Genomic DNA, 13,012 nt, shown 5'->3' with positions numbered 1-13,012 from the left:
ATGTCCGAACCCGCCCGCCACCGCGACGCCTATGCCGTCTTTCAGCCCATGCAGACACGCTGGCGCGACAACGACCAGTTCGGCCATATGTACAACGCCACCTACCTTGAGCTGTTCGACGAGGCGATGAACATGTCGCTGATCGACAAGGGCTTTCTGGACCACGCCTCGGACGCACCGATCATGGTGGTGGTCGAGAACGGCTGCCAGTTCCTGCGCGAGGTCGCCTATCCCGACCGCCTGACCATCGGGCTGCGCGTGGCCCATATCGGGCGAACCTCGACCCGGTTCGAGATGGGGATGTTCCGCGCCGATGACCCGACGGAATCGGCGCGGTCGCACTTCGTGATGGTGACCGTCGACAACACGACGCGCCGTCCCGTCCCCATCCCGGACGAACAGCGCGCCGCGCTGGAGGCCATGCGCGCCCCCTAACGCAGGTCGGGCAGCACGTGGTCCTTGAACTGCTGGCGCAGGGTCAGCTTGCTGATCTTGCCGGTGGCGGTCATCGGCATGTCGTCGACATAGACCAGGTCGTCGGGGAACTGCCATTTGGCCAGATGCCGTTCCAGCGTGGTGCAGATCTCCTCCAACGTGGGGCGCGCATCGCCCGCGCATTTCACCACCATCAGCGGACGTTCATCCCATTTCGGATGCGACATGGCGATCACTGCGCATTGGGCCACACCCGGATGCGCCAGCGCCAGGTTTTCCACGTCGATCGAGCTGATCCACTCGCCGCCCGACTTGATCAGGTCCTTGGCGCGGTCGTGCAGGGTCAGCCTGCTGTCCGGCGCGATCGAGGCGATGTCGCCCGTCCCGAACCAACCGTCCTTGTCGATGACCTTCGCCCCCGCCTGCGGGTTGTTGTAATAGCCGCCGGCGACGGTATTCCCGCGGACGTAAAGCTCACCCATCGCCTTGCCGTCATGGGGCTGGCGGCTGCCGTCGTCGCCGATGATCTTCATCTCGACTCCGAAGACGCGGCGGCCTTGGGTCTGCTTCAGGTCCATGCGCTGATCGAAGGGCAATTCGCGCTGCTGGGCCGTCAGCGACCCCTGGCTGCCAAGGGGCGAGGTCTCGGTCATGCCCCAGGCGTGGTTCACGTCGATGCCCAGCTTCTCGAAGCCCTCGGTCAGGCTGCGAGGCATGGCGCTGCCGCCGACGACGATGTGGCGCAGGGCATCGGGCTTGGCGCCGCGGGCCTTCATCTCGGCATAGAGCCCCTGCCAGATGGTCGGCACGCCCCATGCGCTTTGCACGCCCTCGGCTTGGCACAGGTCCCACAGGCTGGCCCCGTCGAGGTTCGGCCCCGGCATGATCAGGCTGGCCCCGATCAGGGGCGCGGTGAAGGGCAGCCCCCAGGCGTTGACATGAAACAGCGGCACCACGGGCAGGATGCGCGGCTGGATGCCCAGATCGGGGCCCAGAACCGCCGCCGTCGCCAGCGAATGCAGCATGTTGGAACGATGGCTGTAAAGCGTCCCCTTGGGATCGCCCGTCGTCCCCGAGGTATAGCACAGCCCCGAGGCGGTGGTTTCCGGAAACTCGGGCCATTCGCGGTCGGTGGCCCGCCCCTCCAGCAATTCCTCGTAGCAGAGCGCATCGAGGATGTTTTCCGGCATATGCGCGCGATCGGTCATGATGACATAGCGCATCGGCGGCAGCTGATCCTTCAGCTTTTCCAGCAGCGGCACGAAGGTCAGATCGGTGAACAGCATCCCGTCGCCCGCGTGATGGGCGATGAAGCACATCTGTTCGGGCGACAGCCGCGGGTTGATCGTGTGGCAGACGGCCCCGATGGCCGGAACGGCGTGATAGATCTCAAGATGGCGGTGGCCGTTCCACGCCAAGGTCGCCACCCGGTCGCCCAGGCCCACGCCCATGTCCTGCAGGGCCAGCGACAGCTGCACGGCACGCGCCCGCGTATCGGCCCAGCCTTGACGATGCAGATCGCCCTCCACCCGGCGCGAGACGATCTCCGATCCGGGAAAGCTCTCTGCGGCGAAATCCAGCAGGCCGCTTTGCAGCAGCGGGCGGTTCATCATCATGCCATCCATGGGCCTCTCCTCCTTCGTCCCTTGGGGTGCATGATGGCGGGAATGAGGCGCGGCGCAACCCGCCAAAGCGGGTTTGCCGCAGGGTCAGTCGCGCATCACGCCGCGCTGATATGGGTCGAGGTCAGGTCCAGCAGCAGCCGGTCCTCCTGATCGCGAACCTCGGTGCGCACGGTGGACAGGCGACGACCACGTTTCACCCATCGTGCCGTGGCGGTCAGCACGCCGTCGCGGCGGTTGGCCAGCAGCTGACCGTTCAGGGTGACGGCGACGGGGAAGCTGTCCATCCCCTCGTGGATCTGTTCGCCGCCCAGCACGAGGTTGGTGGCGATGACATCGGCGAACCAGATCAGCGCGCCCGCATGGATGGTGCCGAACGGATTCAGGATGCCCGGCTGGACCTGCATCTCGCCTTCCGCCTCGGTATCGCTGACACCGATGATGTCGAACTGGATCTGTCCTGATAGGCTGCGCTCTGCCATGGCGGCTCTCCTTTGTCGGGACCTTGCGGCCTTTCGGAAACCCAACGTTCCCCACCGCCCGATCGGTCCACCCCTTCGCCGCGAAATTCCGCGCCTTGCAGGGTGTTCCGGTTGTATCAGCCCAGGCGCGCGATCAGCGCCGAGGTGTCCCACCTGCCGCCGCCCATCTTCTGGATATCCTTGTAGAACTGATCGACAAGCGCCGTCACCGGCAACGATGCCCCGATCTGATCCCCCGTCGCCAGGCAGATCCCCAGATCCTTGCGCATCCAGTCGACGGCAAAGCCGTGGTCGAATTCGCCCCGGTCCATCGTCTGGTGGCGGTTGACCATCTGCCAGCTGCCCGCGGCGCCCTGGCTGATGACCTCGACCACCTGCGCCACGTCCAGACCGGCCTTCTGCGCGAAGGCCAGCGATTCCGAGAGGCCCTGCACCAGCCCGGCAATGGCGATCTGGTTGCACATCTTGGTCATCTGACCCGCGCCGACCTCGCCCATCAGGCGGCAGATCTTGGCATAGGCGTCGATCACCGGCGCGGCGCGGTCGAAGTCGTCCTGCGCGCCGCCGCACATCACCGACAGCTGGCCGTTTTCAGCGCCCGCCTGCCCGCCCGAGACCGGCGCATCGACATATCCGATGCCCGCCTCGGCGGCCTTTTCGGCCAGTTCACGCGTCACCTGCGCTGAAACCGTGGTGTGATCGACGAAGATCGCGCCCTTGGACATGCCCGCGAACGCGCCGTCGGGGCCAAGGCAGACCTGCCGCAGGTCGTCGTCATTGCCCACGCAGGCCATCACGAATTCGGCACCCTCGGCCGCCTCGCGCGGGGTGGCGAAATGCTGACCCTGATGTTCATCCGCCCATGCTGCCGCCTTGGCAGCCGTGCGGTTGAAGACCGTCACCTCATGTCCCGCACCTGCAAGATGGCCCGCCATCGGGTATCCCATCACGCCCAATCCCAGAAACGCCGTTCGTGCCACGCTGTCCTCCTGCCTGTCGCGAATTTCCGAAGGCCTCGGCGCGTTGAACTGGCCGCCGACCTGTCTTATGCAGCACACCATCACCCGCGCGCGCCGGGGTCAACCCGTGCCGCGCCGCCCTGCCCAAGGAACCGCCCCCGCATGCTGACCATGTTCCGCTGGCTTCTCAGGCTGACCGTCGCGCTGATCGTATTGCTGGTGCTGGCCGTCACCCTGATCTGGTATTTCGCCATCCGGTCGCTGCCCGATTACGATGCCACTTACCGGGTCGAGGGCATCTCGGCCCCTGTCGAGATCATCCGATCGACCGAGGATGTGCCCCATATCTTCGGCGAAACCGATGAGGACGTGTTCTTTGCCCTGGGCTTGGCCCATGCGCAGGACCGGCTGTTCCAGATGACGCTGCTGCGCCGCGCGGCCCAGGGGCGTCTGGCCGAGGTGCACGGCACCCGCGCCATCGCCGCCGACGATCTGGTGCGCCGTTTGGGACTCTATCGCAATGCGCAGGCATCGCTGCAGTCGCAAGACGATGCGACCAAGGCGGCGCTCTCGGCCTATGCGGCGGGGGTCAACCAGTGGATCCGCATCGTCAACGAGGGCGCCATGGGCCGTGGCGCGCCCGAGTTCTTCCTGTTCCCCGATACCATCGCCTTCTGGCAGCCCGCCGATTCGCTGGCCATCCTGAAGCTGATCGCCGCCGCCAGCAGCGACGCCGCCCAATCCGAGATCCTGCGCGCCCGCCTGTCGCTGGCCTGGCCCGATCACGGACCCGAGGTCGTCTCGGCCGATCCGCTGCCCGCCTATGCCTCGCTGTTTCCCGGTGCGCGGCTTGGCACACCGGAACGGCGTCGGCGCAGTGGGGCGGACCATCCGCTTGGCTTCCTGCGTCCGGGCATGGTTCTGGGCGGCAATGCCTTCGCGGCCGCCCCCGACCGCACGGCGGCTGGTGGGACGCTGCTGGCCAATGACCTGCATGCGGGGCTGACGGCGCCCTCGCTCTATTACCTGGCGCGGGTGCAGCTGTCCTCGGGCGGGGTCATCGGCGCGACCATCCCCGGCATGCCGCTGATCCTGTCGGGCCGGTCGTCCAAGCTGTCCTGGGCCATGACGCCCGCCGCCATCGACGACGCCGATATCGCCATCGAGGAGGTCCAGCCCGGCAATGCCGATCGCTATCGCGGTCCCCAGGGCTGGACCGGCTTCCGCACCCGGACCGAGGTCATCCGCGTGCTGGACGCCCCCGCCCGTACCATTACGCTGCGCGACACGCAGAACGGCCCCGTGGTCCCGGCGCTGGACGGGGGCTTGCGCGACGTGACGCCCATCGGGCATGTCCCCGCTCTGCGCTGGACGGGCCTGTCGCGGCAGGACACGACCATGTCGGCGCTGATGGGAATGATGCGGTCGCAGACCCCCGATCAGGCGGCGCGCGCCCTGTCCGCCGTAGTGGCCCCCGCCATCAACGTGACGCTGGCCGATCAGGGCCATGTGTCTCATGTAACGGCGGGCGCCCTGCCCACGCGCAGCGCGGATCATCCGACGGGAGGCGCCATGCCCAGCCCCGGCTGGTTGCCCGAAACGGCGTGGCAGGGGGCGACCTCGTTGGCGGGGCAGGCACGCGAACCCGATACCGGCGTGTCCTTCACGACCGAGGAAACCCCCGGCGACCAGATGCGCCTGACCCGTCTGGAACGCCTGCTGGACGACCGCGAGGTGCATTCCCGCGACAGCTTCATCGCCGCGCAACTGGACATCGTCAGCCCCGCCGCGCGCCGCCTGCTGCCGCTGGTCGGGGCCGATCTGTGGTTCACCGGCGATCCCGCAGCCCCCGGCACCCCCGAACGCCAGCGCCAGGACGCCCTGTCGCTGCTGGCCGAATGGGATGGCGCCATGAGCGAGCATCTGCCCGAGCCGGTGATCTATACCGCCTGGATGGCCGCCCTGCAGGACCGGCTGATCCGCGATCAGGTCGGGCCGCTGACCGATGACATCACCCGCATCCAGCCCGGCTTCATCGAGGCTGTCTTCCGCAACCGCAACGGTGCCTCGCGCTGGTGCGACATCGCCCAAAGCGCCGCGACCGAGGATTGCACCACCATCGCCCGTCAGGCACTGGACCGCGCCCTTCTGGACCTGACCGAGCGTTTCGGCCCCGATGTGGAAAGCTGGCGTTGGGGTGACCTGCATGAGGCGGTCCATGTCCACCCCGGTCTGGGCGATCTGCCCGCGCTCGGCTGGATCATGAACATCCGCCAGACCATCTCGGGCGGGGATTTCACTGTCGCGCAAAGCGGTCTGCTGGGAGATGGCGACGATCCGTTCCGCGCGAACGGCGGGGCGGGCTTCCGCGGGGTCTATGACCTGGCCGATCCCGACAGCTCGGTCTTCATCGTCTCGACCGGGCAATCGGGTCATCCGCTGTCGCGCCATTACGACGACCTGTCGGGCCTGTGGCGGCGGGGTGAATACATCGGCATGTCGCTGGACCCCCAACTGGCACGCGCGGCGGCGGCGGGCGTGACCCATCTGACACCCAAACCCTGAAATGCGAAACGGGGGGCCACCGGCCCCCCGTCCGCATCACGTGACCCCGACAGGGATCAGAAGTGGATGGCCCGCCCATAGGCGTCCAGCACCGATTCATGCATCATCTCGGACAGGGTCGGATGCGGGAAGACGGTTTCCATCAGGTCCTGCTCGGTCGTTTCCAGCTGGCGGCCGATGACATAGCCCTGAATCAGTTCCGTCACTTCGGCACCGACCATATGCGCGCCCAGCAGCTCGCCCGTCTTGGCGTCGAAGATGGTCTTGACCATGCCTTCGGGTTCGCCAAGCGCGATGGCCTTGCCGTTGCCGATGAAGGGGAAGCGTCCGACCTTGATGTCCAGACCGGCTTCCTTGGCCTTCGCCTCGGTCAGACCCACCGATGCGACCTGCGGGTTGCAATAGGTGCAGCCCGCGATGCTGCCCGGCTTGATCGGATGGGGATGCTTGCCCGCGACCAGTTCGGCCACCATGACGCCTTCGTGGCTGGCCTTGTGGGCAAGCCAAGGCGCGCCGGCCAGATCGCCGATGGCATAGACGCCCTCGACCCCGGTGCGGCAGTATTCGTCGGTGACGACATGGGTGCGGTCGACCTTGATCCCGGCCTCTTCCAGCCCCAGACCCTCGGTGTTGCCGACGATGCCCACGGCCGAGATCACCGTGTCGAACTCCATCGTCTCGGTCTTGCCGCCCGTCTCGATATGGGCGGTGACCTTGTCACCCTTGCGATCCAGCTTCTTGACGGTCGCCTTTTCCATGATCGTCATGCCCTGCTTGACGAACTGCTTCTTGGCGAAGGCGCTGATCTCGGCGTCCTCGACCGGCAGGACGCGGTCCATGACCTCGACCACGGTGGTATCGGCGCCAAGCGTGTTGAAGAAGCTGGCGAATTCGATGCCGATGGCGCCCGAACCGATGACCAGCAGCTTCTTGGGCATATGCGGCGGGTTCAGCGCGTGCTTGTAGTTCCAGACCAGCTTGCCATCCGGTTCCAGCCCGGGCAGTTCACGGGCGCGCGCGCCGGTGGCCAGGATGATCGACTTGGCGGTCAGTTCCTCGGTGCCCTTGTCGGTCTTGACGGTGACCTTGCCTTTGCCCGACAGGGTCGCCTCGCCCATGATCGTGGTGACCTTGTTCTTCTTGAACAGGTGCCCGATGCCGCCCGACAGCTGCTTGGCGACGCCGCGCGACCGCTTGACCACGGCGGGCAGGTCATAGCCGATCTTGTCGGCGGACAGGCCGAAATCCTTGGCACGCTCCATCAGGTGGAAGACCTCGGCGCTGCGCAGCATGGCCTTGGTGGGGATGCATCCCCAGTTGAGGCAGATGCCGCCCAGATGCTCACGCTCGACGCAGGCCACCTTCAGACCAAGCTGGGCGCCGCGGATCGCGGCGACATAACCGCCCGGTCCGGCGCCAATCACCACCATATCGAAATTCTGGGCCATCATGTCCCCCGGCTGACTAAGAATAGTTCAGCGTTAAACCATTTGCCGCAAGGCGGCAAGCGGCGGGGTCAGCCCCCGTCGCGCGGCACCTGCGGGCCGACATCCTCGTCGTAATCCCCGGCGCCGTCGCTGTCGGATTGCGCCTCGTCGAGGACCGCCTCGACCGCGATGGTCGTGGCGGTGGTGCTGATGACGGCATAGCTGCCCTGTTCCTCGGGGGTCAGAGCGCGGCGCTGCGTCGAACGCCAGCCGGCATAGACGGTCAGGGCCAGCAACAGAACGCCCATGTAGATCCAGTAACCGTCCGGCCCCATGACGCCCATCAGCCAACCCGTGATGACGGGGCCGCCCATCGATCCCAAGCCATAGATGAACAGCAGCCCCGCCGAGGCTGCCGCCATGTCCGACTGATCAAGGTAGTCGTTGGTATAGGCCAGCAGCAGCGCATAGATCGGGTTTGCCATGCCGCCCATCGCGGCCCCCGCCACGATCAGCCCCAGCGTTCCCGGCTGCATGGCCACGACCACCAGCGACACAAGGCCGCCTGCCGCCGCCAGCATCAGCACCAGCCGACGCCGGTCGTAGCGGTCGGAGATCCAGCCGATGGGATATTGCAGCACCAGCCCGCCTGCATAGATCGCCGCCACGAAGATCGAGATCTGCGCCACCGACAGCCCGATCACCGCCCCCCAGACCGAGGACATGCCCGACAGCGAGGCCAGCACGCCGCCCATCAGGAAGATGCCCACGCAGCCCAGCGGCGATGCCCGATAAAGGTCGCCGAAGGACATGCGCTTGATCGTCTCGAACTGGGGCGCGGGCTGGGCCGACAGCAGGATCGGCGTGAAGGCCAGCGAGACCAGCACCGAGGGGATGATGAACAGCAGGTAGCCCGCCGGATCGCCGACGTTCAGCAGCGCCTGCGCGACCACGATGCCCAGCAGTTGCACGATCATGTAGAGCGACAGCGCCTGCCCGCGGTTTTCGTTGCTGGAACCGGCGTTCAGCCAGCTTTCCGCCGAGACATAGACGCCGCAGAAGCAATAACCCAGCAGGAAGCGCAGCAGCGTCCAGCTGATCCAATGCGGCTCGACCGCGTAAAGCACCAGCGCCGCCGAGATCAGCGATCCCAGCGCCGCGAAGACCCGCACGTGGCCCACGTTCTTGATCAGCGCGGGCACCGTCAGGCTGCCCAGCAGGAAGCCGCCATAGTAACCCGCCATGACGACCGACATCAGGAAGGTCGGGATGCCCTCGATGCCGCCTCGGATACCCAGCAGCGTTCCCTGCATGCCGTTGCCGACCATCAGCAACAGGATGCCCAGAAGCAGGGGCCATGTGGTGCGCAACACCGAAATCATCACGGGTCTCGTTCGTCAGGGGTGGGACAGGTCCGGAAACGCTGCCCTATTGTGCAAAGGCCCATGATGCCAGCAGGAAAGCGACCTCAGGGGATCAGCAGCGACGCATCGCCGTAACTGAAGAAACGATACCCCTGCCCGACCGCATGTCCATAGATCGCCATGATTTTTTCCGGCCCCATCAAGGCCGAGACCAGCATCATCAGCGTCGATTTCGGCAGATGGAAGTTCGTCATCAGCGCATCGGTCACCCGGAAGTGATGGCCGGGATAGATGAAGATGTCGGTCGTGCCCTGAAACGGGGCCACGACCCCATCCGCCGTCGCCGCCGATTCGATCAGTCGCAGCGCCGTGGTACCCACCGGGATGACGCGGCGGCCTTCGGATTTGGCGCGGGTGATGGCATTGGCGGCCTCGGCGCTGACCTCGCCCCATTCGGCGTGCATGCGGTGGGTGGTGACGTCCTCGACCTTGACGGGCAGGAAGGTGCCTGCGCCGACATGCAGGGTGACATGGACGAATTCCACGCCGCGCGCCCGCAGTGCCGTAAGCAATTCGTCGTCGAAATGCAGGCTGGCGGTGGGTGCCGCGACCGCACCGCTGTTGGCGGCCCAGACGGTCTGGTAATCCTGATGATCCTGCGCATCCGGTGCCCGAAGCGATGCGATATAGGGCGGCAGCGGCATCGCCCCCACCCGCGCCAGCGCCGCATCGAAGGCATCGCCCGTGGCGTCGAAGACCAGCCGCAGCCCGCCATCGGCAATCTCAGCGACCGTCGCGGACAGATCGTCGCCGAAGCGGATCACCTCGCCCACTTGCAGCTTGCGCAGGGGTTTGGCAAGGGCACGCCAGCCTTCGGATGCAGGCTCCAGCAGCGTCACCTCGATCTTGGCGGTCACATCGCCCTGCGGGGTGGTGCGATGGCGCGCGCCAGTCAGCCGGGCGGGAATGACCTTGGTGTCGTTCAGCACCAGCACGTCGCCCGGCCCCAGGATGTCGGGCAGGTCGCTGACGCGGCGGTCGGCGATGTCGTCACCCTTGGCCAGCAGCAGGCGTGCGGAACTGCGCGGCTTGGCGGGCCGCGTGGCGATCAGATGCTCGGGCAGGTCGAAGTCGAAATCGGACAGTTTCATGCGACGGCTTCTGCGACGACGCGTGCCATCCGTCAAGCACCCGTGATACCCCACGAAAAATGTCGGACTTTACATGACCAACTTTTTCGGTCAGATTACCGCCTGACAGGAGGTCCGCATGATCGTTTGCCAATGCACCGGAATTTCAGACCGCGACATCATCGCTGCCATCGACTGGATGCGCAGCGCGGACCCCGAAACGATCATCACGCCGGGCAAGATCTATCACGCCTTGGGCAAACGCGCCGATTGCGGGGGTTGCATGCCGCTGTTTCTGGACACCATGCGCGCCTGCGATAAGGTAGGGGTCGCACCGCCGATTTTGCGTGCCAGAACAGTCAGCAAGAAGGAACTTCCCGATGAAGGGCGACGCCAAGGTCATCGAATATCTGAACGCCGCGCTGCGGTCTGAACTGACGGCAGTCAGCCAATACTGGCTGCACTATCGCCTGCAAGAGGATTGGGGCTTCGGTCGCATTGCCGACAAGTCGCGCGCCGAGTCGATCGAGGAGATGAACCACGCCGATCGCCTGATCCAGCGGATCATCTTTCTGGAAGGCCACCCGAACCTGCAGAAACTGGACCCGCTGCGCATCGGTCAGGACCTGAAAGAGACGCTGGAATCGGATCTGGCCGCCGAACATGATGCCCGCACGCTCTATATCGAGGCACGCGATCATTGCGACAGCGTCGGCGATTACGTCAGCAAGGTCCTGTTCGAGGAACTGATCGCGGATGAGGAAGGCCATATCGACTTCTTGGAAACCCAGCTGTCGCTCTATGACACTATTGGCGCGCAGAATTACGGCATGCTGAACGCGAAACCCGCGCCCGACGCCGAAACCCACGCCGAATAAGGGGCGCCTGCCCCCTTACGCCAGCCAGTCGCGGGCCAGATCCGGCAGATCGTCGAAATGGGCCAGCAGAGCCTCGGGGGCCAGGCGGGAGATCGCCTCGCCCTCGGGGCCGAAACTGACCAGCGCGACCTTGACGCCCGCAGCCGCTGCCGTCTTGCGATCGGTTTCCGTGTCCCCCACCAGGAAGGATGCCGCGACCTGGCCCCCTGCCCCTTCGACGGCCGCCTGATAGGGACGCGGATCGGGCTTGCGCACCGGCAGCGTATCGGCGGCGATCATGGCACCAAAACGGTCGCGGATGCCCAGTTCCCGCAGCAGGCTCTCGGCCAGGGCGCCCGGCTTGTTGGTGCAGATCGCCAGCCGGAAGCCCTGATCGTCCAACCGGTCCAACGCATCCAGAACACCGGGATACAGCTTGGTATGCACCGCGATGCTGTCGCCGTAATGGCCCAGCAGGCTGTGGTAATCCTGATCCTCGGCCCCCGGCGGCAGCAGGGTATCGGCAGGCATGCGGTCGTAACCGGCCCGCAGCATTGCCTTGCCGCCGTGGAAGGCGATCAGCGCGTCATTGACCGGATGCAGCAGATCGCCCAGACCCCTTGCGCGGAAACAGGCATTCGCCGCCGCGATCAGATCCCCCGAGGTATCCGCCAAAGTCCCGTCCAGATCGAAGACCACCGTGCCCGTCATGCCTATCCCCTTACGAAATGTTCCGAAAACAAAGGTGAATGCGCCGGGCCTTTCCAGCGCGCCCCCACCCGATTAGAACGCCGGGGAACGAATGCAAACAGTCGATGAGGGCGGAATGGCGGAAAATGCAGTAGCGGTGGTGATCCTGGCCGCGGGTCAGGGCAGCCGGATGCAATCGGACCTGCCCAAGGTCCTGCACCGCCTTGGCGGCGTCCCGCTGTTCGGCCATGCGCTGGCCGCCGCCCGCAGCCTCGAGCCCGAACAGGTCATCGTCGTCACTGGCCACGGCAGCGACCGCGTCACCAAGGCGCTGACCAAGCTGGACCCCGAAGCCCGCACCGTCCTGCAGGAAGAACAGCTGGGCACCGGCCATGCCGTCCGCCAGACCCTGCCCGAGCTGGAGGGCTTCGAGGGCAAGGTGGTCGTGCTTTACGGCGACACCCCCTTCATCGGCGAAGACACCTTGGCCGCCATTGCCAGCCACACCAGCGATCTGGTCGTGCTGGGTTTCGAAGCGGCCGATCCGGGCCGCTATGGCCGCCTTATCGTCACCGACAAGGGGCTGGAGCGGATCGTCGAGTTCAAGGATGCCGACGATGCGACGCGCCAGATCGCGCTGTGCAATTCCGGAGTCATGGCGCTGGATGCCAGCCTACTGCGCCAGTTGATCGGCAAGCTGTCCAATGAAAACGCCTCGGGGGAATACTACCTGACCGACCTGGTGGCGCTGGCCCGTGCCGAGGGCCGCCGCGCCGATGTCGTCATCTGCGACGAGGAAGAGACCTTGGGCATCAACACCCGCGCCGAGCTGGCGCAGGCCGAGCAGACCTTCCAGGCCCGTGCCCGCGCCCGCGCGCTGGAGGATGGCGTCACCCTGACCGATCCCGACAGCGTCTGGTTCGCGCTGGACACCTTCATCGGACGCGACGCGATCATCGGCCCGAACGTCGTCTTCGGCCCCGGCGTCACCATCGAATCCGAGGCCGAAGTCCTGCCCTTCTGTCATCTGGAAGGCTGCCATGTGTCGTCCGGCGCCACGGTCGGTCCCTTCGCCCGCCTACGCCCCGGCGCGGAACTGGGAGGCGACGTGCATGTCGGCAACTTCGTCGAGATCAAGAACGCGGTCTTGGACGAAGGCGTCAAGGTCGGCCACCTGACCTATCTGGGCGATGCCCATGTGGGTGAGGCCACGAACATCGGCGCGGGCACCATCACCTGCAACTATGACGGCGTGATGAAGCACCGGACCGAAATCGGCGCCCGCGCCTTCATCGGCAGCGACACGATGCTGGTCGCGCCGGTGCGCGTCGGCGATGATGCCATGACCGGGTCGGGTTCGGTCATCACGCAGGACGTGCCGGACGGCGCACTGGCCATCGCGCGTGCGCGTCAGGCCAACAAGCCCGGTCTTGCAACCCGCCTGATGGCCGCCCTGCGCGCCAAGAAAGAGGCCAAGTAAC

At 66.0% G+C, this 13,012-nt stretch carries 12 protein-coding genes; 5 read left to right on the top strand and 7 right to left on the bottom strand.

The window, feature by feature from the left end:
* Positions 1-435: an acyl-CoA thioesterase gene (locus DDE75_RS04290; RefSeq protein WP_108501148.1), complete on the top strand. Its 435-nt coding sequence runs from the start codon at positions 1-3 to the stop codon at positions 433-435.
* Here DDE75_RS04290 and DDE75_RS04285 read toward each other — a convergent pair.
* The 3 genes from DDE75_RS04285 to DDE75_RS04275 form a co-directional block, all read right to left on the bottom strand.
* On the bottom strand, positions 432-2,060 hold the full coding sequence (locus tag DDE75_RS04285) for a long-chain fatty acid--CoA ligase (RefSeq protein WP_108501147.1): 1,629 nt from the start codon (positions 2,058-2,060) through the stop codon (positions 432-434). The two genes, DDE75_RS04290 and DDE75_RS04285, sit on opposite strands and share 4 nt — an antisense overlap.
* A 95-nt stretch (positions 2,061-2,155) precedes the next feature.
* On the bottom strand, positions 2,156-2,539 hold the full coding sequence (locus DDE75_RS04280; protein ID WP_108501146.1) for a PaaI family thioesterase: 384 nt from the start codon (positions 2,537-2,539) through the stop codon (positions 2,156-2,158).
* Positions 2,540-2,655: 116 nt separating this feature from the next.
* Positions 2,656-3,519 (bottom strand): NAD(P)-dependent oxidoreductase, encoded by an 864-nt coding sequence (locus tag DDE75_RS04275; protein WP_108501337.1) that lies wholly within the window; start codon positions 3,517-3,519, stop codon positions 2,656-2,658.
* Between the two features lie 141 nt (positions 3,520-3,660).
* Between DDE75_RS04275 and DDE75_RS04270 the strand changes: the two genes are divergently transcribed.
* Positions 3,661-6,063 (top strand): penicillin acylase family protein, encoded by a 2,403-nt coding sequence (locus DDE75_RS04270; protein ID WP_108501145.1) that lies wholly within the window; start codon positions 3,661-3,663, stop codon positions 6,061-6,063.
* A gap of 56 nt (positions 6,064-6,119) precedes the next feature.
* On the opposite strand, the gene lpdA is transcribed toward DDE75_RS04270, so the two are convergent.
* The 3 genes from lpdA to queA form a co-directional block, all read right to left on the bottom strand.
* Positions 6,120-7,514 carry a dihydrolipoyl dehydrogenase gene (gene lpdA, locus DDE75_RS04265; RefSeq protein WP_108501144.1) on the bottom strand — a complete coding sequence of 465 codons (1,395 nt, stop codon included), beginning with the start codon at positions 7,512-7,514 and terminating at the stop codon, positions 6,120-6,122.
* Positions 7,515-7,579: 65 nt separating this feature from the next.
* On the bottom strand, positions 7,580-8,872 hold the full coding sequence (locus DDE75_RS04260) for an MFS transporter (RefSeq protein WP_108501143.1): 1,293 nt from the start codon (positions 8,870-8,872) through the stop codon (positions 7,580-7,582).
* 86 nt (positions 8,873-8,958) lie between these two features.
* Positions 8,959-10,005 (bottom strand): tRNA preQ1(34) S-adenosylmethionine ribosyltransferase-isomerase QueA, encoded by a 1,047-nt coding sequence (gene queA / locus DDE75_RS04255; protein WP_108501142.1) that lies wholly within the window; start codon positions 10,003-10,005, stop codon positions 8,959-8,961.
* A gap of 118 nt (positions 10,006-10,123) precedes the next feature.
* On the opposite strand from queA, the gene DDE75_RS04250 reads away from it, so the two are divergent.
* Together DDE75_RS04250 and bfr are read left to right on the top strand one after the other, a co-directional pair.
* Positions 10,124-10,417 (top strand): (2Fe-2S)-binding protein, encoded by a 294-nt coding sequence (locus tag DDE75_RS04250; protein ID WP_108501141.1) that lies wholly within the window; start codon positions 10,124-10,126, stop codon positions 10,415-10,417.
* Positions 10,365-10,862, top strand: a complete 498-nt coding sequence (gene bfr, locus DDE75_RS04245) for a bacterioferritin (protein WP_108501140.1) — start codon at positions 10,365-10,367, stop codon at positions 10,860-10,862. Before DDE75_RS04250 ends, bfr begins: the two co-directional genes overlap by 53 nt.
* Positions 10,863-10,877: 15 nt before the next feature.
* Here bfr and DDE75_RS04240 read toward each other — a convergent pair whose 3' ends face one another.
* A complete protein-coding gene (locus tag DDE75_RS04240; protein WP_108501139.1) occupies positions 10,878-11,552 on the bottom strand; it encodes an HAD-IA family hydrolase in 675 nt (224 codons plus the stop codon).
* 115 nt (positions 11,553-11,667) lie between these two features.
* On the opposite strand from DDE75_RS04240, the gene glmU reads away from it, so the two are divergent.
* Positions 11,668-13,011 carry a bifunctional UDP-N-acetylglucosamine diphosphorylase/glucosamine-1-phosphate N-acetyltransferase GlmU gene (gene glmU / locus DDE75_RS04235; protein WP_108501138.1) on the top strand — a complete coding sequence of 448 codons (1,344 nt, stop codon included), beginning with the start codon at positions 11,668-11,670 and terminating at the stop codon, positions 13,009-13,011.
* The last annotated feature ends 1 nt before the right edge of the window (position 13,012 follow it).

Origin of the sequence: Paracoccus indicus (assembly GCF_003056335.1) — a bacterium.
Lineage (GTDB): Bacteria > Pseudomonadota > Alphaproteobacteria > Rhodobacterales > Rhodobacteraceae > Paracoccus > Paracoccus indicus.
The sequence above is the reverse complement of the archived record's forward strand: the minus strand, read 5'-3'. Positions and strand labels throughout refer to the sequence as shown.

Bases quoted from the DNA above. Each gene is read 5' to 3' on its own strand.
- DDE75_RS04280 (WP_108501146.1), bottom strand. From the start codon at position 2,539: ATGGCAGAGCGCAGCCTATCAGGACAGATCCAGTTCGACATCATCGGT.
- DDE75_RS04290 (WP_108501148.1), top strand. From the start codon at position 1: ATGTCCGAACCCGCCCGCCACCGCGACGCCTATGCCGTCTTTCAGCCC.
- lpdA (WP_108501144.1), bottom strand. From the start codon at position 7,514: ATGATGGCCCAGAATTTCGATATGGTGGTGATTGGCGCCGGACCGGGC.
- queA (WP_108501142.1), bottom strand. From the start codon at position 10,005: ATGAAACTGTCCGATTTCGACTTCGACCTGCCCGAGCATCTGATCGCC.
- glmU (WP_108501138.1), top strand. From the start codon at position 11,668: ATGGCGGAAAATGCAGTAGCGGTGGTGATCCTGGCCGCGGGTCAGGGC.
- DDE75_RS04250 (WP_108501141.1), top strand. From the start codon at position 10,124: ATGATCGTTTGCCAATGCACCGGAATTTCAGACCGCGACATCATCGCT.
- bfr (WP_108501140.1), top strand. From the start codon at position 10,365: ATGAAGGGCGACGCCAAGGTCATCGAATATCTGAACGCCGCGCTGCGG.
- DDE75_RS04270 (WP_108501145.1), top strand. From the start codon at position 3,661: ATGCTGACCATGTTCCGCTGGCTTCTCAGGCTGACCGTCGCGCTGATC.
- DDE75_RS04285 (WP_108501147.1), bottom strand. From the start codon at position 2,060: ATGGATGGCATGATGATGAACCGCCCGCTGCTGCAAAGCGGCCTGCTG.
- DDE75_RS04260 (WP_108501143.1), bottom strand. From the start codon at position 8,872: ATGATTTCGGTGTTGCGCACCACATGGCCCCTGCTTCTGGGCATCCTG.
- DDE75_RS04240 (WP_108501139.1), bottom strand. From the start codon at position 11,552: ATGACGGGCACGGTGGTCTTCGATCTGGACGGGACTTTGGCGGATACC.